The organism is Streptomyces sp. SUK 48, assembly GCF_009650765.1.
Taxonomy (GTDB): domain Bacteria; phylum Actinomycetota; class Actinomycetes; order Streptomycetales; family Streptomycetaceae; genus Streptomyces.
In genome coordinates this window covers 4,729,715-4,750,883 of record NZ_CP045740.1, presented here as the reverse complement: position 1 = coordinate 4,750,883, position 21,169 = coordinate 4,729,715, and the positions used below count along the sequence as shown (strand labels likewise).

Below are 21,169 nucleotides of genomic sequence, written 5' to 3'. Positions count from 1 at the left end.
GTCAGCTCATAGGAGGGCCCCTGTGTGTGCGAAGAGCGTGTGTGGGGTTTGTGGACTGCCGCCCGGCGGTCTGTGATCGGCGTCTCGCACGGCTGACGCAACCACCCGGAACAAGGCAAACTGACGGGGTTGTCTGTGATGCCTAGGGGGCGAACGCATGGACGGTCGGCCGCGAGTGCCTGAGCAGCGGCGTCCCGGCTCCGCGAGAAACGCGGAACCGGAGGCGCTGCGGTTCGGCGTGCTCGGTCCGGTGCGGGCCTGGCGCGGCGAGGAAGTCCTGAACACGGGCTCCCCCCAGCAGCGGGCCCTGCTGGCCGCCCTGCTGCTGCGCGAGGGCCGTACGGCCACGGCGGCGGAGCTGATCGACGCGCTGTGGGGGCCCGAACCGCCGTCGCAGGCGCTGGCGGCCGTGCGCACGTACGCGTCCCGGCTGCGCAAGGTCCTGGACTTCGGTGTGCTGGTGAGCGAGTCCGGCGGGTACGCGGTGCGCGGGCTCGGGGAGGGCGCGCTGGACCTCGTACAGGCGCAGGACCTCGGCGCGGAGGCGGAGAAGGCGCGCGGCACCGGGGATCTGACCCGGGCCCGCGCGCTGCTCAACGAGGCGCTGGACCTGTGGGACGGCGAGCCCCTGGCCGGGGTGCCCGGACCCTACGCGGAGACGCAGCGGGTGCGCCTGGAGGAGTGGCGGCTCGGCCTGCTGGAGTCCCGTCTGGACATGGACCTGGAGCAGGGCTGCCACGCGGAGGCGGTGTCCGAGCTGACGGCGCTCACCGCCGCGCACCCCCTGCGGGAGCGGCTGCGCGAGCTGCTGATGCTGGCGCTGTACCGCAGCGGACGGCAGGCGGAGGCGCTGGCCGTGTACGCGGACACCCGCCGGCTGCTCGCCGAGGAACTGGGCGTCGACCCGCGCTCCGGGCTGCGCGAGCTCCAGCAGCGCATCCTGCGGGCCGACCCGGCCCTCGCGGAGCCCTCCGCGCCGGTCGCGGAGCCGCCCGCGGCGCCGGTGCGCCCGGCCCAGCTGCCCGCGTCCGTACCGGACTTCACCGGCCGCTCCGCCTTCGTGGACGAGCTCAGCGCGGTGCTGGCGTCGGCCGTGGAGACCGAGGGCAGCGTGATGGCGGTCTCCGCGATGGCGGGGATCGGGGGCGTCGGCAAGACGACCCTCGCGGTGCATGTGGCGCACCGGGCCCGGACCTCCTTCCCGGACGGGCAGCTCTACGTCGACCTCCAGGGCGCGGGACCCCGCCCCGCCGAACCGGAGACCGTCCTCGGCTCCTTCCTGCGCGCCCTCGGCACCGCGGACTCGGCGATCCCGGACTCCCTGGAGGAGCGGGCGGCGCTGTACCGCTCCGTCCTCGACGGCCGCCGGGTCCTCGTCCTGCTCGACAACGCGAAGGACGCGGCGCAGGTCCGGCCGCTGCTGCCGGGCACCGAGGGGTGCGCGGCGCTGGTCACGTCCCGGGTGCGGATGGTGGGGCTGGCCGGGGCGCATCTGGTGGACCTCGACGTGATGTCCCCCGACGAGGCGCTCGCGCTGTTCACCCGGATCGTCGGCGCGGACCGGGTGACCCCCGAGCGGGACGCCGCGCTCGATGTCGTCGCCGCGTGCGGCTTCCTGCCGCTCGCCATCCGCATCGCCGCGTCCCGCCTCGCGGCGCGGCGCACCTGGACGGTCTCGGTGCTCGCCGCGAAGCTCGCCGACGAGCGGCGCCGCCTGGACGAACTCCAGGCCGGGGACCTCGCGGTGAAGGCGACCTTCGAGCTCGGCTACGGCCAGCTCGACCGCGCCCAGGCCCGTGCCTTCCGCCTCCTCGGCCTCGCCGACGGCCCGGACATCTCCGTGGCCGCCGCGGCCGCGGTCCTCGATCTCCCCCTGGAGGCCGCGGAGGACCTCCTCGAATCCCTCGTCGACACCTCCCTCCTGGAGTCCGCCGCCCCCGGCCGCTACCGCTTCCACGACCTGGTCCGCCTCTACGCCCGCGCCTGCGCGGAACGCGACGAGCAGCCGCCGAGCGAGCGGGGGTCGGCCATGTCGCGGCTGCTGGACTTCTATCTGGCGACGGCGGCGCAGGTGTACGCCATGGAGCGGCCCGGGGACCGGGTGGTGGACCATCTGCGGCCGACCGTCTACCCCGGACTCCGCTTCGAGGACCGGCACCAGGCGCAGGACTGGCTGTACGCGGAGGCGGTCTCGCTGCTCGCGTGCGTGCGCCAGTTCGCGGGCGCGGGCACGCTGCCGCGCGCCATCGACCTGCTGTGGACCGCCGTCGACCTGACCGAGTCCGGTGCCAACTCCCGGGAGTACGACGCCGCCGCGCTCGCCCTGCTGGACGCGGCCCGCTCCAGCGGGGACGGTCCCGCGCAGGTGCGGGCGTCGGTCGTGCTGGCCAACGCCCACCAGTTGTCGGGCCGGTTCACGGAGGCCGACGAGTCGGCGCAGGAGTCGCTGCGGCTCGGGGCCTCGTGCAGCGATCCGCTGGCCCGCTGCTGGGCGGCCAACATCCGGGGCGCCATGGCCTTCTACCAGCGCCGGTACGAGGACGCCGAGGAGCACCTCAAGCAGGCGCTCGCGGACTTCCGGGACTGCGCGGACCGGGCCGGGGAGGCGAGCGTGCTGTGCAACCTCTCCCGCATCCATGTGGTGACCGGCCGGCCGCACAGCGCGGTGGAACTGGCGCAGCAGGGCGTCGACATGTACGAGACCCTGGGGCACGCGGTGAAGAACGCCAACGGCCGCTACGCGCTCGGCATGGCCCTGACCCAGAACGGCCGCCATCAGGAGGCCGCCGAACGGCTGCGGGAGGCGCTGCGGGTCTTCCGGGAGAGCCGTCAGCGGCTGTGGGAGGGCATGACACTGTTCCGGCTCGCCGAGCTCGATCTCACGGCCGAGCGGCCCGCCCAGGCGTCGGCGAACGCGGAGGCCGCGCTCACGGTGCTGCGCGGGATCGGCGGCGAGTGGCGGCGCGGCAATGTGCTCACCGTGCTCGGCCGGGCGCTGGACGGCATAGGGCAGTCGGGGCGGGCGCGGGTGTGCTGGCAGGAGGCGCTGTCCATCTACGAGTCGCTCGGTTCCCCGGAGGCCGACTCGGTCCGGACGCTGCTGGAGGGCGCGGCGGTGGCCTGAGGCGGGGCCGCCGGGCCGCGCGGCCCGGGGCGTTCATCGTTCGTTTATCGCGGCACGGCATTCTTTTGTTTGTCGATCCGTCGTGTCGGGGGGCAGACGGACCGCCGGTGAGGTCGCCCGGACCACCGATCTAAGGTGGGGCGATCAGTGAGCTCGTCCGGCCGTTCATCGGGGGAATGGCCGGGCGGGCCTCACGAATCGAGTCCAGCACCACTGGGGAGGAAGCACCATGAGCGACGCCAAGAAGGACCCGAAGACGGTCGAGCCGGCCAACGTCCACATCACGGACGCCAAGGACGCCGCGACGATGTCGCCGGCCGGCAACGTCCACATCACGGACACGAAGGACGCCGCCAAGATGTCCCCGGCGGGCAACGTCCACATCACGGACGCCCAGGACAACGGCACCTTCAGCCCGGACAACGTGCACATCACTTCCGAGCCCGCCTGACCGCCTGACCGCCTGACGACGGGGAACGGCCAGGACGGCAACGCACGGGGGAACGGCCGCGGCGGCGCGGAGGGGGAGCCGCCGCGGCCGACGTGTGTCCGGGGGCGCCGGGGTCCGGCGCATGGTCCGGCGCGGGGGACGGGCGTCGGGTCATCGCCCGGACGGATCGTCGGGGGCACGCCCCCGCAGCACCCCCTTCACCACCTTTCCGCTCGCGTTCCTCGGCAGTTCCCGGACGAACCGGACCTCTCGCGGGACCTTGTAGTTCGCCATCTCGAGGCGGGACCAGGTGATCAGGGCGGTGGCGGTGAGGCGGGAGGCCGGGCGGCGGACGATGTACGCCTTGGCGACCTCGCCGAGGCGGGGGTGGGGGACGCCCACCACGGCGGCGTCGGCGACCTCGGGGTGGGCACAGAGCAGGCGCTCTATCTCGGCGGGGTAGGCGTTGAAGCCGCCGACGGTGAACATGTCCTTCAGGCGGTCCGTCACCCGCAGGTTGCCCGCCCCGTCCAGCACGCCGACGTCGCCCGTGCGCAGCCAGCCCTCCGGGGTGACGGCCTCCGCCGTGGCCGGCCCGTCCGCGTCGTAGCCGCGCATGACGTTGAAGCCGCGGACCCAGATCTCGCCCGGCGATCCGGCCGGCAGGGGCGCGCCCGCCGGTGACACCACCCGCACCTCCACCCCCGGGATCGCCCGCCCCGACGTCGCCGCGATCACCGACGGGTCGTCGCCGCGCCGGCACATCGTGACCATCCCGCTCGCCTCCGAGAGGCCGTACGCGGTGAGGACCGTCTCGACGCCCAGTTCCGCGCGCAGGCGTTCCACCAGGCTCAGCGGGATCATCGCCGCGCCGGTCACCACCAGCCGCAGGGCACCGAGGTCGTGGGCGGCGAGGGCGGGGTGGTCCAGGAGGGACTGGTGCAGGGTCGGCGGGCCGGGGAGGACGGAGACGCGTTCCGCCGCCATGTGGGCCAGCGTGGTGTCCACGTCGAACACCGGCTGCGGGATCATCGTCGCCCCGCGCATCAGGCACGCGAGCACCCCGGCCTTGTAACCGAACGTGTGGAAGAAGGGGTTGACGATCAGATAGCGGTCCGCCGGCCGCAGCCCCGCGAGATCCGCCCAGGTCTCGTACGCCCGCAGCGTCTGGCCGTGCGTGATCACCACACCCCTGGGACGGCCCGTCGTACCCGAGGTGAAGACGATGTCCGACACCGAGTCCCCGGCCAAGGAGGAGGCCCGGCGGGCGACTTCGGCCGCCCCGACGCCCTCCCCCGCCTCCAGGAACTCCCGCCACGTCCTGAACTCCGGCGGCGCCTCCCCCGACAGCACCACCACCTCCCGCAGCGCCGGCACCCCCGGCAACGGACCCGGCCCGGCGCCGGAACCCGCCGCGCGGCGCAGCGCCGCCACGTACGAGGTGCCCAGGAAGGGCCCCGTCACGAACAGCAGCCGCGCCCCGCTCCGGCGCAGCACGTCCACCGCCTCGCCGCCCTTGAAGCGGGTGTTCAGCGGCACCAGGACCCCGCCCGCCGACACCGCGCCCAGCGCCGCGACGATCCAGTCGAGGGAGTTGGGGGCCCACACGGCCACCCGGTCGCCCGCCGCCACCCCGCTCGCCAGACAGGCGGCGGCCGCGCGTTCGATCCGGGCGCCCAGCGCGGCGTAGGTGATCCGGGTACGGCCCTCCACCACCGCCTCGCGGTCCGCGTGCCGCGCGGCCGACCACCGCACCAGGGCCCCGATGGTGTGCCACTCGCCCATGATCGGCCTCCCGACCGCGCGGTCCCGGCAGCCGGCGAGCCGCCGTAGCTGACGAGGCATCAGATTAGCTGTAATCTGACGGACTGTCAGCCAGGGGAAGGGGGCCGCAGCCATGGGCGGGACGGGACTCAAGGACGCCACGGCCATCGTCGGGATCGGGCAGACCGCGTTCGCACGGCACCTCCCGGAGGACGAGAAGACGCTCGCCTGCCGGGCCGTGCTCGCCGCGCTGGACGACGCCGGGATCACGCCCGGCGAGGTCGACGCCGTGGCCTCCTACACGATGGAGGAGACGGACGAGGTGGAACTGGCGAAGGCGGTGGGGTTCGGTGACCTCACCTACTTCGGCAAGGTCGGTTACGGCGGCGGGGGTTCGTGCGCCACCGTCGCGCACCTCGCCACCGCCGTCGCCGCCGGGCAGGCCACCGTGGGCGTCGCCTGGCGCTCCCGCAAGCGCGGCAGCGGACCCCGGCCGTGGACCGGCACCACCGGCCAACTACCCACCCCCGCCCAGTGGACCCGGCCCTTCGGACTGCTGCGGCCCGCGGACGAGACGGCCATGCTGGCGCGCCGGTACATGCACGAGTACGGCGCCACCCGCGACCACCTCTTCAACGTCGCCCTCGCCTGCCGCAACCGGGCCAACCAGAACCCGGCCGCCGTGATGTACGACCGCCCGCTCACCCGCGAGATGTACATGACCTCCCGCTGGATCAGCGAGCCCCTCTGCCTCTTCGACAACTGCCTGGAGACGGACGGGGCAGCGGCCTGTGTCGTGGTCGGCCGCGAGCGCGCCCGGGACTGCCGCCGCAGACCCGTGTACGTCCACGCCGCCGCCCAGGGCCTGCCCGCCCAGCACCACGGCATGGTCAACTACTGGAACGACGACCCGCTCACCGGCCCCGCCTGGACCACCGCCCGGCAGCTGTGGAAGCACGCCGACCTCACCCCCGACGACGTGGACGTGGCCCAGATCTACGACGGCTTCAGCGTCCTCGTCCCGCTCTCCCTGGAGGGCTACGGCTTCTGCGGGCGCGGCGAGGGCGGCGCCTTCACCGAGCAGGGCGCCCTGGAGATCGGCGGGCGGCTGCCCCTCAACACCGGGGGCGGCGGGCTCTCCGAGGGCTATGTGCATGGCTTCAACCTCGTCACCGAAGGGGTGAGGCAACTGCGCGGCACCAGCACCGCGCAGGTCCCCGGCGCCGCCACCTGCCTGGTCACCGCGGGCGAGAGCGTGCCCACCTCCGCACTGCTGCTGAGGAGTTGAGCCCATGACGCTGAAGCCGGTCACCGACGCCGACGGCGCGCCCTTCTGGGAGTACGCGGCCCGCGGCGAACTGCGCGTGCAGACCTGCGCCGAGTGCGGCGAGCCCCGCTTCCCGCCCCGGCCCTGCTGCCCGCACTGCCGGTCGTTCGCGAGCGGGTGGCGGCTGATGTCGGGGCGCGGGCGCGTGTGGTCGTACGTCGTCCCGCACCCGCCGCTGCTGCCCGGCTACGCGGAACAGGCGCCGTACAACGTGGTCGTGGTGGAGCTGGCGGAGGCGCCGCGGATACGGCTGGTCGGCAATCTGGTCACCGAGGCGGGCGCGCCGCTCGGCTCCCTCGACCCGGGGCGTATCCGGATCGGCGCCCGGGTGCGGGCGGTCTTCCACGAGGGGCTGCCGCAGTGGGTGCTCGCGTGAACACCGTGCGCCTGGCGGCCGGCGAGGGCACCGGGGTCGCCGTCGTCACCCTGGACCGGCCCGGGCGGCTCAACGCCGTCGACGCGGAGATGGCCGGTGAACTGCGGCGGATCTGGCGCCGGTTGAGCTTCGACGACACCGTGCGGGCCGTCGTGCTCACCGGGGCCGGGGAGCGGGCGTTCTGCACGGGGATCGACCGGGACACCGTCGTACCGCAGCCGTCCTCGCCGTACGCGCAGGACGATCCGCTGCTGGACGTCGGGCCGAAGGCGAACGGGCTGTGGAAGCCGGTCGTCGCGGCGGTGCGCGGGATGGCCTGCGGCGGGGCCTTCTACCTGCTGGGCGAGTGCGAGTTCGTGGTCGCGGACCGCACGGCGCAGTTCTTCGACCCGCACACGACGTACGGCATGGTCAGCGCGTACGAGTCCGTGCTCATGACCGAGCGGATGCCGTACGGGGAGGCGGCCCGGATGATGCTGATGGGGACGGCCGAGCGGATCTCCGCCGAGCGGGCCCACGCGATCGGGCTCGTCTCCGAACTCACTTGCGAGGGAGAGGCGTTGGCCGGGGCGGTGCGTTGTGCGGAGGTGATCGCGGGGTATCCGCCGGCGGCGGTGCAGGGGACCGTGCGGGCCCTGTGGGCGGCGCGCGAGGCCACCCGCGCGCAGGCGTTCGCCCAGGCCCCGCACCTCATCGCCCTCGGCAACCTCCCGTCCGCCCGGCAGGCGGAGCTGTTCGCGGCGCGGCGGCGGGGGTTCCGGGTGCGGTGAGCGCGGCCCGCACCGCGTGGCGGGGTGCCGGACCGCCGGGTGGCGTCGGGCCCGGGACGGCCGCCGTCCGGAGCCTTTGCACCGGTACGACGGCCGTCACGTCACGCGCGTCAGGCCGTGCGCGCCGTCCCCGTGCCCTTCTCCGCGTCCAGCGCGTACACACAGCGGTCCTTGCTGCACGCGTACACCACCCCGTCCCTGACCACCGGCGAGCCGGTGATCTCGCCGCCGGTGGCCAGCTTCCAGCGCAGCCGGCCGTCGTCGGCCTTGAGGGTGTAGAGCAGATGGTCGGTGGAGCCGAAGTGGATACGGCCCTCCGCGACCGCCGGGGCGCCCACCACGTCCCCGCCCGCCTGGAAGCGCCACTTGGGGGTGCCGGTGACCGCGTCCAGGGTGTACAGGCCCTTGCCGCTGCCCACATGGACGTGCCCGCCGGCCACCAGGACCGGCTCGACGGAGGAGCGGGCCTCGGTGGCGATGCGCCAGCGGTCGCGGCCGTCGGTGGCGTCGAGGGCGTAGACCGTGCCGAGGTAGTCGGCGAGGTAGACACCGCCGCCGGTGACGGCGGGTCCCGGCGCGAAGGCGGGCGGCCCGAGGAAGACCGCGGGCGCCTCGAAGTGCCAGCGCACCATCCCGCTGACCGCCTCGACGGCGAGGACGCGGCTGCCGGCACAGATGTACACATAGCCGTCGGGGGCCGGGGTGATCCGGACCGGGACCCCGCCGCAGGAGGCCGCGTCGCCGATCGGGTACGCCCAGCGCTCGTCGCCGGTGCGGGCGTCCAGCGCGCGCAGCCGGGCGTCCTGCCAGACGTAGACCGTGCCGTCGTGGACGTGCGGGCCCGCCTCCGGGGTCTCGAAGTCGGTCTGGCAGCCGCTGATCTCCCACAGCCGCTGCCCGCTCGACGCCTCCCACGCCTGGACGCCGCCGCCCCGGGTGCCGGTGACGACGGTGCCGCGGTCGGCCTGGAGGGAGTACACCCAGGCGTCCGTGGACAGCCGCCACAGATCGGTGCCCTCGCGGGCGTCCAGGGCGAACAGGGTGGGGCCGTCGGAGGCGTGCACCCGGCCGTCCGCGACCGCCATGGACCAGGCCACGTCCCGCGTCTTGAAGCGGCGCCGGCCGGTGCCCACATCGAGGGCGTGCACCTCGAAGGAGGTGACGTAGACGAGGTCGCCGTCGACGGAGGGGGTGCCCCAGACGTCGTTCGACATGCGGAAGCGCCAGGGGCGCCAGCCGCCCGTCTGCTCCGGGGGACCGGGCGGGGCCGCGGGTACGGCGGGGTCGGCGCCGGCCACTCCGGGGCGCGGGCGGGACCAGTTGGCGACCAGTCCGGCCTCCGGCGGGGGCGCCTTGACGGCGGCGGCGCGGGCGTCCGCGACCCGCGGTCCCGGGCCGATCGGGACCGGGGCGCCGGCGAGCCGGACCGGGCCGGTGTCGGGGGCGGCGGCCGGGGCCGCGAAGGAGGCCGACGGGCGGGGCGGGTCGTACCCGGGCGGCGGCGGGATGACCGGACCCGCCGTGGGGCGCGGCCCGGGGCCGGTCGGGCGCGGGCCGTGGCCGGTCGTCGCCGGGGCCGGCTTGGGGGCCGGGCGGCCGCCGCGGCGGGACTCGATCAGGGCCACGGCCTTCTCGGGCAGCCAGGCGGAGGCGGTGCCGCTGTCGTCGGAGCCGGAGCCGAAGAGATGCGGCGCGAGCTGGGCCTGGAGATCGGCGGGCGACGGACGGCCGGGGGCCTCCATCTGCATGCAGACCTCGATGAGCGGGCGCAGCTCGTCCGGCAGGCCGGTGAGGTCGGGGCCCTCGCGCAGCAGCATGAACACGGTCTCGACCGGGTTGGCGCCGTGGAAGGGCGGGTGCCCGGTGGCCGCGAAGACCAGCATGGAGCCGAGCGAGAAGACATCGCTGGCGCCGGTGACGCTGCGGGAGTCCTTGGCCTGCTCCGGGGACATGTAGGCGGGGGTGCCGACGGCGACGTTCGTCATCGTCAAACGGGTGTTCGAGACGCCGGACGCGATGCCGAAGTCGATCACCCGGGGGCCGTCCTCGACCACGAGCACGTTGGACGGCTTGAGGTCGCGGTGGACCAGGCCCGCGCCGTGGATGGACTGGAGGGCCTCGGCGACACCCGCGGCGAGCCAGCGCACGGCCTGCGCCGGCAGCGGCCCGCACTCGTTCACTATCTCCTCGAGCGAGGGCGCGGGCACATAGGCGGTGGCCAGCCACGGCACGGCGGCGCGCGGGTCGGCGTCGACCACGGCGGCCGTGTAGAAGCCGGAGACCGCGCGGGCCGCCTCCACCTCGCGGGTGAAGCGGACGCGGAAGAGCTGGTCCTCGGCCAGTTCCGTGCGCACCGTCTTGATCGCGACCCGCCGGCCGGACGCCGAGCGCGCGAGATAGACCAGCCCCATGCCGCCGGCACCCAGCCGGCCCAGCACCTCGAACGGCCCGATCCGCCGCGGATCGTGCTGCGTCAGCTGATCCACTTGCCTGCCACCTCCCCGTACCGGCCGCGCCGGCCCTTTTTACGCGACCCACGTGCAGCGTCTCACCACCGCACCGCCATGGCGGCACGGACCCCGATTCTTCCTGGCCGGGCGGCCGGTTGCGAACCCGGGGACAAATCGGGATGTCCTACCGCTCCAGCAGGGCGAACGACGCCCCTTGATTGTCGGTGACGACGGCCACCCGTCCGTACGACGCCTCGAACGGGGGCACCTGCACGCGCCCGCCGAGCCGCTGGACGGTGCCGAGCGTCTCGTCGAGGGCGCTGACGCGGAAGTGGGCGAGGATGTGCGGGGGCATCTCGGCGGGGAAGACGTCGGTGACGTCGGCGCGGCCGAAGTCGGGGTCGGCGCCGGGGGCGAACAGGGCGTGGTGGAACAGGCCGCCGTAGAAGGTGTTCGCGCCGGTGGTGTCGCGGGTGTACAGCTCGGCCCAGACGAAGGTGCCGGGCTCGTGGCGCCGCCCGAACCCGGGGTGCCGGCGCGCCTGCCACAGCCCGAACACCGCGCCCTCGGGATCGGCGGCGAGGGCGGCCCGGCCGAGTTCGGCGACCGGGTACGGGGGCACGACCAGCCGGCCGCCGGCCGCGGTGAGCCGCCGGGCGAGCGTCTGGATGTCCGGCGTCGCGAAGTACACCGTCCAGACGGTGGGCATCCGCCCGTCCGCCTTCCGCCCCAGCTGGGCCACCGGCCGGCCGTCCAGCCCGGCCCACACCGACCCGGCCTCCCCCTCCCGAAAGCTCCAGCCGAAGAGGTCCCCGTAGAACCGCTTGCCGCCCTCGACGTCGGGCAGCTGGGCGTCGAGCCAGCAGGGGGTGCCCTCGGGGTAGGGGCCCGGCACGTCGGCGGGGGCCTCGGCAGGGGCTTCGGCAGGAACCTTGGCGGAAGCCTCGGTGGGGGTCTCGGCTGGGGTCTCGGCGGGGGTCTCGGCGGGGGCTGATCGCGGGGCCGAGGCCGGTTTGCCACCCTCGTGTGGCTCTTCGTTCGTGGATGCCCTGTTTTCGGCCATGTCGTCAAAGTAACCGGGTGTAGCGCAGCGCGCAGACCAGGCACACCAGGCTCGATGGACCCCCGCACCCCATTTGCAGTCGGCCGAATCGCGCTCCCATCACCCCTCGGTAAGCTGACGGCATGACAGGACAAGTGCGTACCGTCGACGGCCGCGTGGCCGGTAGGCGTGGGCAGGCGACCCGGCAGAAGCTGCTCGACTGCCTCAGCGAGATGCTCAGCTCCTCCCCGTACCGGGACGTCAAGGTCATCGATGTCGCCCGGAAGGCGGGCACTTCGCCCGCGACCTTCTACCAGTACTTCCCGGACGTCGAGGGTGCCGTCCTGGAGATCGCCGACCAAATGGCCGCCGAGGGCGCCGGATTGACCGAGCTGGTCGCGGGCCGCTCCTGGGCCGGCAAGTCCGGCTGGCAGACCTCGCAGGAACTCGTGGACGGCTTCCTGGACTTCTGGAAGAGGCACGACGCGATCCTGCGCGTGGTCGACCTCGGCGCCGCCGAAGGGGACAAACGGTTCTACAAGATCCGTATGAAGATCCTGAACTCGGTGAACAACTCGCTCGCCGACTCGATCGCCGAACTCCAGTCCAAGGGCCGCGTGGACAAGGACGTGAACCCCGCCGCGGTGGCCGGCTCGCTCGTCGCCATGCTGGCCGCGGTCGCCGCTCATCAGAAGGGCTTCTCCTCCTGGGGCGTCAAGCAGGCCGAACTCAAGCCCAATCTGGCCCTGTTGATCCACCTGGGCGTCACGGGGCGCAAGCCGTCCAAATAGCACCGATAGGGATGAGTGCGTCCCGTTAACAGCCAAGTCCTGTCTTGCAGGCGGTGGTTCACCGACGTGAGCCGCCGCCTGCCGTGCTGTCCGGGGCGGTGAGGGGGCCGAGGGGCGGCACGCCGCTCACGCCGGGAGCGGCCGGTCCCGTACGACGTGCTTCATCACCAGGGTCGACGTCAGCCGCTGCACCCCCGGCAGCGTCGCGAGCCGCTCGTCGTACAGCCGCTGGAAGGCCGCGAGGTCGGCCGTGGCCACCCGCAGCAGGTAGTCCGGCTCCCCGAACAGCCGCTGCGCGTCCAGCACATGGTCCAGCTCGCCGACCGCCCGCTCGAACTCGGCCACCGTGTCCCGGTCCTCCTGCCGCATGGACACGAAGACCAGCGCCTCGAAGTTCAGCCCGAGCGCGGTCGCGTCCACCACCGCCCGGTAACCCTGGATCGCGCCGGAACGCTCCAGCTCACGCAGCCGGCGGTGGCAGGGCGAGACGCTGAGCCGCACCCGCGCGGCCAGCTCGGTCACGGTCAGCCGCCCGTCCTGCTGAAGCTCGGCAAGGATTTTCCGGTCCACGTCGTCCATGGAGCAGATCTTTGCGCAGAGTTACGGATCATGGGCAAACTTCGGGAACACTTTCGGGCCGATCGCGCCTAATGTCCCCTTCATGGACTCGGGACTGCTCTTCTCCTTCCTCGTCGTGGACCTGCTGCTGGTGTGCGTGCCGGGCGCCGACTGGGCGTACGTCATCGCAACCGCCCTGCGCGGTGCCCGGGTCCCGCGCGCGGTGGCGGGCCTGGTCTGCGGATACGCCCTGCACACGGCCCTGGCGACGGCCGGCCTCGCGGTCCTGGTCGCGGGCTCGCCCCGGCTGCTGACGGCGCTGACCGTGGTGGGCGCCGGCTATCTGCTGTGGCTGGGCTGGGGCGTCCTGCGCCGCCCGGCCGCCCCGCGGGCGGGCACGGCCGGCACCGCCGAGGGGCGTCCCTTCCTGCGCGGGGCCACGATCAGCGGCCTGAATCCCAAGGGCCTGCTGCTCTACCTCTCCGTGCTCCCCCAGTTCCTCACCCTGCGCGGCGCCCATCTGCCCGTCCCCGCGCAGACCGCGGCGCTCGGCCTGCTGCACATGGCGTGCTGCGCGGCCGTCTACCTCACCGTCGGCGTCCTCGCCCGCGCCCTGCTCGCCGCCCGCCCGGCCGCGGCCCGCGCGGTGACCCGCACCTCGGGCGCGGCCATGCTCGGCATCGGCGCGTTCCTGCTGGTGGAGCGGCTGGCGACGCTCTAGCCGGGGGAACGCTCCGGTGACGGAGGGGCACTCGGCGACCGGAGGGATACCCGGCGGCCGGGCGGGCGCTCAACGGCCGGAGGGATGCCCAGCGGCCGGGCGGGCGCTCAACGGCCGGAGGGATGCCCAGCGGCCGGGCGGGCGCTCAACGGCCGGAGGGATACCCAGCGGCCGGGCGGGCGCTCAGTGGCCGGGCGGGCGCTCACCGGGCGGTCGCTCGGTCAGCCGGAAGAGCCTGATCTCCCGGCTGATCCGCTTCTGGTACGCGGCGTACGGCGGCCAGAACGCCAGGGCCGCCGCCCACACCGCCGCCCGCTCCTCCCCCTCCAGCAGCACCGCGGTGACGGTCACGTCCGTGCCCCGCCAGCTGACCGAGGCCCGCGGGCGGGCGAGCAGATTGTGGGTCCAGGCGGGATGCCCGGGCCGCCCGAAGTTGGACCCGACCAGGATCCAGCTCCGCCCGCCCGCGTTCCCCCCTTCCGGCATGCACGCCAGCGGGGTCCTGCGCGGCAGCCCGCTGCGGGCGCCCGTGGAGGTGAGGACCACCCCGGGCAGCATCGCCGTGCTGAGCAGCCTGCGCCCCCGGGTGAGCCGGTGCACGCCCCGGTCCAGCGCCGGGATCACGTACGGGGCGACCCGGGCGAACCCCCGGCTGGCCGACACCTTCCGCACCACCCGCACCCCGACCGGGACCCGCGTCCCCGCTCCGGGCCCCGCCCCGCGCCCGGTACCTCCAGCGCCCCTCACGCCCGCACCTCCCCCGCCGCCCGGACAACCCCGCCGCCCCGAACAGCCCCGCCCGCTCCGCCGCCCGCCCCCGCAAGCGATGCCCCGGCCCGAACAGCAGCTCGTCCCCGGCCGCCCGCTTGAAGTACAGATGCGCGTCGTGCTCCCAGGTGAACCCGATCCCCCCGTGCAACTGGATTCCCTCGGCCGCCGCCGTCCGCAGCGCCTCCAGCGCCTGGGCGAGCGCCGGTCCCCCGAACCCCTCGCCCGCTCCCCCCGCCGTCACCCAGGCGGCGTAGTACGCGGCCGACCGTGCCGCCTGCACCCCCACATAGACCTCCGCCAGCCGGTGCTTGACCGCCTGGAAGGACCCCACGGGCCGCCCGAACTGCTCGCGCTCACCGACGTACTCCACCGTCCGCTCCAGCACCCGGTCCGCCGCCCCCACGGCCTCCGCCGCGAGGACGGCGGCGACCCGGTCCCCGAGCGCCGCGAACGCCGCCCGCACGTCCGCGCCTTCGGCGTCCTCCGCCCCAAGCGGCTCCCCCCGCGCCTCCCGCAGCTGCACCCGCCCCTGCGGCCGCGTCGCGTCCAGCGCCGTCCGCCGTGTCCGTACGACCCCTTCGGCCTCCCCCTCGACCAGGAACAGCCGCGTCCGCGCGCGGGCGTACCCCCCGGTGTGCGCGGCGACCAGCAGCAGCCCGGCGCTGTGCCCGTCGAGGACCTGGTCCACCTGTCCGTACAGCCGCCACCCGGCCGAGCCGTGCCTGGCCTGCACCCCGCCCGCCCGGCCGCCGCCGGCGGTGTACCCGGTGTTCTCACCGGTCAGGGCCAGTGCGGTGGCGAGGTCGGGGCCCGGTACGGCGAGCGCCGCGGTGAGGGTGCCCGCGGCGATCCGGGGCAGCAGCCGCGCGCGCTGGGCCTCGGTGCCGAGGGCGAGGACCAGCGGGGCGACGAGGACGCAGGTGGCGAGCAGCGGGGAGGGGGCGAGGGCGCGGCCCGTCTCCTCGCAGGCGAGGGCGAGTTCGGTGACCTGGCAGCCGACCCCGCCGTACCGCTCGGGCAGCGCGAGGCCCGGCAGCCCGAGCCGCTCGGCCAGCTCGGCCCACAACAGGGGGTCGTACCCGGCCGGGGTGCCGACGGCGGCGCGCAACTCCAAGGCCCCGCACCGGACATGGAGCAGCTCGCGCAGGGACCGGCGGATCTCGTCCTGCTCGGCGGTGAGACGGGTGTCCATGGGCGGCCCTTCCCGATCCGGCTCTTCCCACCGGATCTGACGGACCGTCATATTAGGAGGGCCGAAGCGATATGCCCAGGGGCAGGAGGTCTCCCATGACGCGTGTGAGCCGGAACGTCGCCGTGGCCGGCGTGGCACTCTCCGACTGCGGCCGGGTCGCCGACGCGACGCCGTACGCGCTGGGCGCCCAGGCGGCCCGGCGCGCGCTCGCGGACGCCGGTCTCGACCGGTCCGTGGTGGACGGCTTCGCCTCCGCGGGACTCGGGACGCTGGCCCCGGTGGAGGTCGCCGAATACCTGGGACTGCGCCCCACCTGGGTGGACTCCACCTCCGTGGGCGGCGCCACCTGGGAGGTGATGGCGGCCCACGCGGCGGACGCGATCGCCGCGGGACACGCGAAGGCGGTGCTCCTGGTCTACGGCTCGACCGCGCGCGCGGACATCAAGGCGGGCCGGCGCACCGGGGAGTTGTCCTTCGGCACCCGCGGCCCGCTCCAGTTCGAGGCGCCGTACGGGCACACGCTGATCGCCAAGTACGCGATGGCGGCCCGCCGGCACATGATCGAGTACGGCACGACGATCGAGCAGCTGGCCGAGGTCGCGGTGCAGGCGCGGGCGAACGCGGCCCTGAACCCGGAGGCGATGTTCCGGGCGCCGGTCACCGTGGACGAGGTGCTGGCGGGCCCGCTGATCGCCGACCCCTTCACCAAGCTGCACTGCTGCCTGCGCTCGGACGGCGGCGCGGCGGTGCTGCTGGCCGCCGAGGACGTCGTACGGGACTGCCGTACGGCCCCCGTCTGGGTGCTCGGCACCGGCGAGCACGTCTCGCACGCGGCGATGTCCGAGTGGCCCGACTTCACCGTCTCCCCGGCGGCGGTCAGCGGCCGGCTCGCCTTCGCCCGGGCCGGGGTGCGCCCCGCCGAGATCGACCTCGCCGAGATCTACGACGCCTTCACCTATATGACCCTGGTGACGCTGGAGGACCTGGGCTTCTGCGCCAAGGGCGAGGGCGGCGCGTTCGTGGCGAAGGGCCGGTTGCTGGTGCGCGGCGGCGCGCTGCCGGTGAACACGGACGGCGGCGGGCTGTCCGCCCAACACCCGGGAATGCGGGGCCTGTTCCTGCTGGTGGAGGCCGTACGGCAGCTGCGCGGCGAGGCCGGGGAGCGCCAGGTGCGGCGCGCGGACGCGACGCTGCCCGCCCTCGCGGTCGCCTCCGGCACCGGGGGCTGGTTCTGCTCCTCCGGCACGGTGGTGCTCGGCCGCTGAGCCCGCCGGGGCCCCTTCAGTCCTCGTCCCGCAGCCGCCGCCAGATCCGGGTGCGGTGCAGGACGTAGAACGCGCCGCCGAGCACGCCCATCTGGAGCCCGATCGCGAGCAGCCAGAAGATGGCGCGGCTCTCCAGCTCGTCCGTCAGGAAGGCGAAGTTCATGCCGAAGAAGCCGGTCAGGAAGGACAGCGGCAGGAAGATCACGGACACGATGGCCAGCCGGTTGATCACGTTGTTCTGCTCGCCCGCGACGAGCGAGGAGTAGCTGCCGAACGCCCGGCGGGTGGCCTCCTGGAGGGTCTCGATGTCGGTGAGGACCATGCGGGCCACATGCTGGAACTCGCGGGCGAGCCGCTGCCGTTCGACGGGGAAGTCGGGGCTCATCAGGCGGCGGGTGATGACCTCGTCGATCACCTGGAGGTAGGGCAGCAGCGTGTGGTGCAGCAGGGCGGAGCGGCGGCGCAGCCGGGACAGCCGGTAGACCTGCTCGGGGCGCCGCTCCCGGAACATGTCGTCCTCCAGCTCCTCCACCTCCAGCAGCGCGGCCACCGCGGCCCGGCGGAAGGTGGTCAGCGCGGACTGGAGCAGCAGGAAGAGCAGGGCCACGGCGTCGCGGGGCCGCTCCCTGCGTACGTGCGCGGTGATCTCCGGGGCCAGGAAGGCGGGGCCCCGGTGCGCGGTGACCAGGTAGCGGTCCCCGGCCACGGCGTGGGCGTAGGTGACGTGCTCGCCCTGGACGACGGGGAGCACCAGGCCGACGGTGTCGCCGAGGAAGTCGGCACGGGCGGGTTCGCCGGGGCGTCCGAACCAGTCCAGGTCCGCGCCGCCGAGCCCGAGCCGCCGGGCGAGCGGCTCACCGTCCTCCCCCGCGCCTTCCCCCGTCTCCGGTTCCGCCTCCGCCTCCGGTCCCGCCTCCGTCTGCGCCTCCGGGCCCGTCTCCGGCAGCTCCACGTCCACCAGGAGGTAGCGGGTGGCGGCGAGCCTGCGCCGGGCCTCCGCCAGGTCGGTGCGCGCGATGGTGCCCTGCGGCATCGCCACCACCGTTACGATCATCGCCCTCCCTCTCGGTCCGCTCGTCCCGCCCCCAGCCTGGGCGGACCCCGGCGCCCGCGCACCCGGATGCCCTCCTGTGCGCCGCCGGGCGGCCCGAACGGGTGAGCGCGAGCGCAGGCCGGGGGCGGGCCCGCTCCGGCGGCCTTGGATACTCGGCCCCATGGCACAGAACGATCTCCACGCCCTGCTCCTGACCCAGCGCGTCTGGTCCCCCGAGGTGACGCGGCTGCCGCCGTTCGATCCGGACACGGCCCCGCCGACCCCGCTGCCGCTGTTCACGAGCTGGTTCGCGGAGGCGGTGGACGCCGGGCAGCCGGAGCCGCACACCATGACGCTGGCCACGGCGGACGAGGAGGGGCGGCCGGACGCCCGGATCGTGATGCTGCACGGCGCCGACCCCGACGGCTGGTCCTTCGCCACCCACACCACGAGCCGCAAGGGCCGCGCCCTCGACGCCCGCCCGTACGCCGCCCTGACCTTCTACTGGCCGGTGCTGGGCCGCCAGGTGCGGGTGCGCGGGCCGGTCGCGGCGGCGCCGGAGGAGGAGAGCCAGGCGGATCTGCACGCCCGCTCCACGGGCGCCCTCGCGGCGGCGCTGACCGGGCACCAGAGCGAGGAACTGGCCTCGGCACAGGAGCTGCGCCGGGCCTCGGAAGCCGCGTGGGACAGGGCTCGCGAGAACCCCGCCCTGCCCGCCCCCACCTGGACGCTGTACCGGCTGCGCCCGGACACGGTCGAGTTCTTCCAGGGCGCCGCCGACCGGGCGCATGTCCGGCTGGAGTACCGCAGCACGGGGTTCGGGTGGAGCCGGGGGCTGCTGTGGCCGTGAGCCGGCGGTGCGGTCAGGCGCCGCACTCCCACACGGTGAAGTCCGCGACCCCCGCGTAACCGAGCCGCTGGTACAGCCCGTTGCTCGTGGGGTTGGCCAGGTCGGTGAAGAGGAGGACCTCGTCCGCCCCGGCGGCGCGCGCGGCCCGGCTCACCTCGGCGGTGACCGCGCCGGCGTATCCCCGGCCGCGCAGTGCGGCCGGGGTGTACACGGGGGCGACGCGGACCTGTCCCGCGATCTCCTTGGTCGCCCCGGCCATGGCCAGCGGCGTGCCGTCGGCGGCCTCCCACAGGGTGATGCCGCCGTAGGAGATCCGGGCGTCGGCCCAGGGCTCCGCGTCCCGCCCGGCGGTCTCGCCCATCGCCTCGGCGAACTCCCCGAACCACCGCACCAGCAGCGCCCGGTCGGCCGGTCCCGCGACCCTCGGGCGGCCCGCGGGGGCCGGCTCGGGTGCGGTCAGCTCGCCGAGCCGGTAGAGGCGTTGGCGCCGGCGCACCGTCGCCTCCCGGCCGGTCCGCCGCGTCCAGGCCGCCACGAAGGCCGCCGCCGTATCCTCCTCGGCGGTCACCTCCGTGAACCGGTGGCCGAGACCGGCCAGCCGCCCGGCCAGCGCCTCGGCCCGCTGCGGGGTGACGGGGGTGAGGTAGAGGCCGTGGGGCGGCGTATGGGTCAGCGCCGCGAGCACCGTGCCGTCCGCCGCCGCGAGGGTGCCGAAGAGGGGGGCGTCGCGGCCGTAGTAGTGGAGTCCGTGCCTGCGGAGCGTGTCGGTCACCGTCAGCGGCACGGTGTGCGCGGCCGGGCGGGAGCGCAGGAAGCCCCCCGCGCGGGCGAGGAAGTCGTCGAGGTCGTCGGTCAGCTGCCAGGACTCGGGATGCATGCCCTCATGATCGGTTCAACTCCCGGGCCGGAAAACCGGTTTACCGTCCGCGAACGCCACCCGCAGCGGCATCCCCGCCGTCGGCTCCGCCGCCCCCATGTCCACCAGCTGCGTCATCATCCTGGGCCCCTCGGCGAGGTCGACCACGGCGGCGATGTACGGGGTGCGGGCGGCGAACGGGGGCAGGTCGTTGCGGTGGACCGTGGACCAGGTGTAGAGGGTGGCGCGGCCGGTGGCCTGCTCCCAGGCGACGTCCTCGCTCCAGCAGTGGGGGCAGAACTCGCGCGGATAGTGGTGCGCCCGGCCGCAGGCGGCGCACCGGCGGATCAGCAGGCGGCCGTCGGCGGCGGCCGCCCAGTAGGGACGGGTGAAGGCGTCGGCCTCGGGGAGGTCGCGCGACGGACCGTCGCTCATCGAATCCATGGATCTGACGCTACGTCAGAACTGCCGCGCCGCCGACCCTTTCGACCGCCCTCCGCGCGCACACCGCGCACATCCGTGATCAATCCGGAACCAATTCCGGTCTTGACCGAGACCCATCAAGCAGGTGGATGATTACGCTCCCGCTCATGGCTGTCTCCCGCCCCACCCCCACGCCCCCCTCACCGACCCCCGCCGAGCACCCGGTGTACGTCATCGGCGCAGGTCCCGGCGGTCTCGCCGCCGCGTACGCGCTGCGGGCGCAGGGCATACGGGCGGTGGTGCTGGAGAAGTCCGACGCGGTCGGCGCGTCCTGGCGGCGCCACTACGACCGGCTCCATCTGCACACCACCCGGCGGCTGTCCGCGCTGCCCGGCCTGAAGATCCCGCGCCGCTTCGGCCGCTGGGTCTCCCGCGACGACCTGGTGCGCTATCTGGAGAAGTACGCCGAGCACCACGAGCTGGAGCTCGTCACCGGCGTCGAGGTGCACCGCGTCGAGCGGACCGAGGACGGCACCGGCTGGCTGCTGCGCGCGTCCGGCGGCCGGGAGCTGACCGGCAGCGCGGTGGTCGTCGCCACCGGCTACAACCACACCCCGCGCGTCCCCGACTGGCCGGGCCGCACGGCGTACGACGGCGAGTTGCTGCACGCGGGCGCGTACCGCAACGCGGAGCCCTACGCCGGGCGGGACGTGCTGGTGGTCGGGGCCGGCAACACGGGTGCCGAGATAGCCGTGGACCTGGTGGAGGGCGGGGCCGCGCGGGTCCGGCTCGCGGTGCGCACCGTCCCGCACATCGTGCGCCGCTCCACCCTCGGCTGGCCCGCGCAGTACACGGGCGTGCTGGTACGGCGGCTGCCGGTGCGCCTGGTGGACCTGCTGTCCCGGCAGCAGGCCAGGCTGGCCCTGCCCGACCTGTCCGCGCAGGGGCTGCCCCGGCCCGGCACCGGCCTGTACAGCAGGGTGCGGCAGGGCGCGATCCCGGTGCAGGACGTGGGCCTGCTGGACGCGGTGCGGCGCGGGAAGGTGGAGATCGTCGCGGCCGTGGAGTCCTTCGAGGCCCGGAAGGTGGTCCTGGCGGACGGCTCCCGGATAGAGCCGGAGGCGGTGATCGCGGCGACGGGGTACGCGCGCGGCCTGGACGGCCTGGTCGGGCACCTGGAGGTGCTCGGCGCGGACGGGAAGCCGGTGGTGCGGGGCGGCAGGACCCCGAAGGCGGCGCCCGGTCTGTACTTCACCGGGTACACCAACCCGATCAGCGGGATGCTGCGGGAGCTGGCGCGGGACGCGGGACGGATCGCGAAGGGGGTCGCGCGGCACGCGGCGCGTTCGCGTCCCACCCGTCGGTAACTTTCCCTCTCCGCCCCATTCCTGACATCCCTCCGGTTCGTTAATCTGACAGAGCGTCA

Annotated in this window: 18 protein-coding genes and 1 pseudogene; 10 read left to right on the top strand and 9 right to left on the bottom strand. The window is 74.6% G+C overall.

Translation table 11 applies throughout. The features are described 5' to 3' along the window. Window positions 1-157: 157 nt before the first annotated feature. Both GHR20_RS20795 and GHR20_RS20790 read left to right on the top strand, forming a co-directional pair. On the top strand, window positions 158-3,124 hold the full coding sequence (locus GHR20_RS20795; protein WP_153814042.1) for a BTAD domain-containing putative transcriptional regulator: 2,967 nt from the start codon (window positions 158-160) through the stop codon (window positions 3,122-3,124). Between the two features lie 229 nt (window positions 3,125-3,353). Then, window positions 3,354-3,575, top strand: a complete 222-nt coding sequence (locus GHR20_RS20790) for a hypothetical protein (RefSeq protein WP_111583785.1) — start codon at window positions 3,354-3,356, stop codon at window positions 3,573-3,575. A gap of 150 nt (window positions 3,576-3,725) precedes the next feature. On the opposite strand, the gene GHR20_RS20785 is transcribed toward GHR20_RS20790, so the two are convergent. After that, window positions 3,726-5,339 (bottom strand): FadD3 family acyl-CoA ligase, encoded by a 1,614-nt coding sequence (locus tag GHR20_RS20785; protein WP_153814041.1) that lies wholly within the window; start codon window positions 5,337-5,339, stop codon window positions 3,726-3,728. 112 nt (window positions 5,340-5,451) lie between these two features. On the opposite strand from GHR20_RS20785, the gene GHR20_RS20780 reads away from it, so the two are divergent. Genes GHR20_RS20780 through GHR20_RS20770 form a run of 3 tightly spaced genes read left to right on the top strand, consistent with a single transcriptional unit; the run spans window position 5,452 to window position 7,791 of the window. Continuing rightward, entirely contained in the window at window positions 5,452-6,606 is a 1,155-nt protein-coding gene (locus GHR20_RS20780; RefSeq protein ID WP_111583787.1) for a lipid-transfer protein, read from the top strand. A 4-nt stretch (window positions 6,607-6,610) separates the two neighbouring features. Then, window positions 6,611-7,021, top strand: a complete 411-nt coding sequence (locus GHR20_RS20775) for an OB-fold domain-containing protein (RefSeq protein ID WP_111583788.1) — start codon at window positions 6,611-6,613, stop codon at window positions 7,019-7,021. Further along, window positions 7,006-7,791, top strand: a complete 786-nt coding sequence (locus GHR20_RS20770) for an enoyl-CoA hydratase/isomerase family protein (RefSeq protein ID WP_153814040.1) — start codon at window positions 7,006-7,008, stop codon at window positions 7,789-7,791. Before GHR20_RS20775 ends, GHR20_RS20770 begins: the two co-directional genes overlap by 16 nt. Before the next feature lie 110 nt (window positions 7,792-7,901). Here GHR20_RS20770 and GHR20_RS20765 read toward each other — a convergent pair whose 3' ends face one another. Together GHR20_RS20765 and GHR20_RS20755 are read right to left on the bottom strand one after the other, a co-directional pair. Beyond that, the gene (locus GHR20_RS20765) at window positions 7,902-10,277 is read right to left on the bottom strand and encodes a serine/threonine-protein kinase (RefSeq protein ID WP_153814039.1); all 2,376 of its coding nucleotides are present in this window, start codon (window positions 10,275-10,277) and stop codon (window positions 7,902-7,904) included. 148 nt (window positions 10,278-10,425) lie between these two features. Further along, a complete protein-coding gene (locus GHR20_RS20755; RefSeq protein ID WP_153816067.1) occupies window positions 10,426-11,136 on the bottom strand; it encodes a VOC family protein in 711 nt (236 codons plus the stop codon). A gap of 290 nt (window positions 11,137-11,426) precedes the next feature. Here GHR20_RS20755 and GHR20_RS20750 point away from each other — a divergent pair, with 290 nt between their 5' ends. Continuing rightward, entirely contained in the window at window positions 11,427-12,074 is a 648-nt protein-coding gene (locus GHR20_RS20750; protein WP_148026937.1) for a TetR family transcriptional regulator, read from the top strand. A 126-nt stretch (window positions 12,075-12,200) separates the two neighbouring features. Here the strand turns inward: GHR20_RS20750 and GHR20_RS20745 are convergent, their stop codons facing one another. Further along, entirely contained in the window at window positions 12,201-12,653 is a 453-nt protein-coding gene (locus tag GHR20_RS20745) for an Lrp/AsnC family transcriptional regulator (RefSeq protein WP_037657809.1), read from the bottom strand. Between the two features lie 82 nt (window positions 12,654-12,735). On the opposite strand from GHR20_RS20745, the gene GHR20_RS20740 reads away from it, so the two are divergent. Next, window positions 12,736-13,353 carry a LysE family translocator gene (locus GHR20_RS20740; RefSeq protein WP_153814038.1) on the top strand — a complete coding sequence of 206 codons (618 nt, stop codon included), beginning with the start codon at window positions 12,736-12,738 and terminating at the stop codon, window positions 13,351-13,353. Between the two features lie 183 nt (window positions 13,354-13,536). Here the strand turns inward: GHR20_RS20740 and GHR20_RS37600 are convergent, their stop codons facing one another. Both GHR20_RS37600 and GHR20_RS20735 read right to left on the bottom strand, forming a co-directional pair. Beyond that, a complete protein-coding gene (locus GHR20_RS37600) occupies window positions 13,537-14,034 on the bottom strand; it encodes a nitroreductase family deazaflavin-dependent oxidoreductase (RefSeq protein ID WP_243878380.1) in 498 nt (165 codons plus the stop codon). A gap of 106 nt (window positions 14,035-14,140) precedes the next feature. Continuing rightward, a pseudogene (locus tag GHR20_RS20735) lies at window positions 14,141-15,316 on the bottom strand (acyl-CoA dehydrogenase family protein); the annotation flags it as partial. 95 nt (window positions 15,317-15,411) lie between these two features. Here GHR20_RS20735 and GHR20_RS20730 point away from each other — a divergent pair. Further along, on the top strand, window positions 15,412-16,581 hold the full coding sequence (locus GHR20_RS20730; protein WP_153814036.1) for an acetyl-CoA acetyltransferase: 1,170 nt from the start codon (window positions 15,412-15,414) through the stop codon (window positions 16,579-16,581). A gap of 16 nt (window positions 16,582-16,597) precedes the next feature. Here the strand turns inward: GHR20_RS20730 and GHR20_RS20725 are convergent, their stop codons facing one another. After that, entirely contained in the window at window positions 16,598-17,635 is a 1,038-nt protein-coding gene (locus GHR20_RS20725; RefSeq protein ID WP_275549742.1) for a CorA family divalent cation transporter, read from the bottom strand. Between the two features lie 160 nt (window positions 17,636-17,795). Here GHR20_RS20725 and GHR20_RS20720 point away from each other — a divergent pair, with 160 nt between their 5' ends. Further along, on the top strand, window positions 17,796-18,464 hold the full coding sequence (locus GHR20_RS20720; protein WP_153814035.1) for a pyridoxal 5'-phosphate synthase: 669 nt from the start codon (window positions 17,796-17,798) through the stop codon (window positions 18,462-18,464). A gap of 13 nt (window positions 18,465-18,477) precedes the next feature. On the opposite strand, the gene GHR20_RS20715 is transcribed toward GHR20_RS20720, so the two are convergent. After that, a complete protein-coding gene (locus GHR20_RS20715; RefSeq protein WP_153814034.1) occupies window positions 18,478-19,341 on the bottom strand; it encodes a GNAT family N-acetyltransferase in 864 nt (287 codons plus the stop codon). A gap of 15 nt (window positions 19,342-19,356) precedes the next feature. Beyond that, entirely contained in the window at window positions 19,357-19,764 is a 408-nt protein-coding gene (locus GHR20_RS20710; protein ID WP_153814033.1) for a Zn-ribbon domain-containing OB-fold protein, read from the bottom strand. A gap of 146 nt (window positions 19,765-19,910) precedes the next feature. On the opposite strand from GHR20_RS20710, the gene GHR20_RS20705 reads away from it, so the two are divergent. Further along, window positions 19,911-21,110, top strand: a complete 1,200-nt coding sequence (locus GHR20_RS20705; protein WP_153814032.1) for an NAD(P)/FAD-dependent oxidoreductase — start codon at window positions 19,911-19,913, stop codon at window positions 21,108-21,110. Window positions 21,111-21,169 lie beyond the last annotated feature (59 nt).

What these genes read in the sequence shown, in the direction of transcription:
- GHR20_RS20780 (WP_111583787.1), top strand. Translation starts at nt 5,452, where the DNA reads ATGGGCGGGACGGGACTCAAGGACGCCACGGCCATCGTCGGGATCGGG.
- GHR20_RS20795 (WP_153814042.1), top strand. Translation starts at nt 158, where the DNA reads ATGGACGGTCGGCCGCGAGTGCCTGAGCAGCGGCGTCCCGGCTCCGCG.
- GHR20_RS20730 (WP_153814036.1), top strand. Translation starts at nt 15,412, where the DNA reads ATGACGCGTGTGAGCCGGAACGTCGCCGTGGCCGGCGTGGCACTCTCC.
- GHR20_RS20745 (WP_037657809.1), bottom strand. Translation starts at nt 12,653, where the DNA reads ATGGACGACGTGGACCGGAAAATCCTTGCCGAGCTTCAGCAGGACGGG.
- GHR20_RS20750 (WP_148026937.1), top strand. Translation starts at nt 11,427, where the DNA reads ATGACAGGACAAGTGCGTACCGTCGACGGCCGCGTGGCCGGTAGGCGT.
- GHR20_RS20720 (WP_153814035.1), top strand. Translation starts at nt 17,796, where the DNA reads ATGGCACAGAACGATCTCCACGCCCTGCTCCTGACCCAGCGCGTCTGG.
- GHR20_RS20715 (WP_153814034.1), bottom strand. Translation starts at nt 19,341, where the DNA reads ATGCATCCCGAGTCCTGGCAGCTGACCGACGACCTCGACGACTTCCTC.
- GHR20_RS20775 (WP_111583788.1), top strand. Translation starts at nt 6,611, where the DNA reads ATGACGCTGAAGCCGGTCACCGACGCCGACGGCGCGCCCTTCTGGGAG.
- GHR20_RS20705 (WP_153814032.1), top strand. Translation starts at nt 19,911, where the DNA reads ATGGCTGTCTCCCGCCCCACCCCCACGCCCCCCTCACCGACCCCCGCC.
- GHR20_RS20785 (WP_153814041.1), bottom strand. Translation starts at nt 5,339, where the DNA reads ATGGGCGAGTGGCACACCATCGGGGCCCTGGTGCGGTGGTCGGCCGCG.
- GHR20_RS20790 (WP_111583785.1), top strand. Translation starts at nt 3,354, where the DNA reads ATGAGCGACGCCAAGAAGGACCCGAAGACGGTCGAGCCGGCCAACGTC.
- GHR20_RS20725 (WP_275549742.1), bottom strand. Translation starts at nt 17,635, where the DNA reads ATGATCGTAACGGTGGTGGCGATGCCGCAGGGCACCATCGCGCGCACC.
- GHR20_RS20740 (WP_153814038.1), top strand. Translation starts at nt 12,736, where the DNA reads ATGGACTCGGGACTGCTCTTCTCCTTCCTCGTCGTGGACCTGCTGCTG.
- GHR20_RS20710 (WP_153814033.1), bottom strand. Translation starts at nt 19,764, where the DNA reads ATGGATTCGATGAGCGACGGTCCGTCGCGCGACCTCCCCGAGGCCGAC.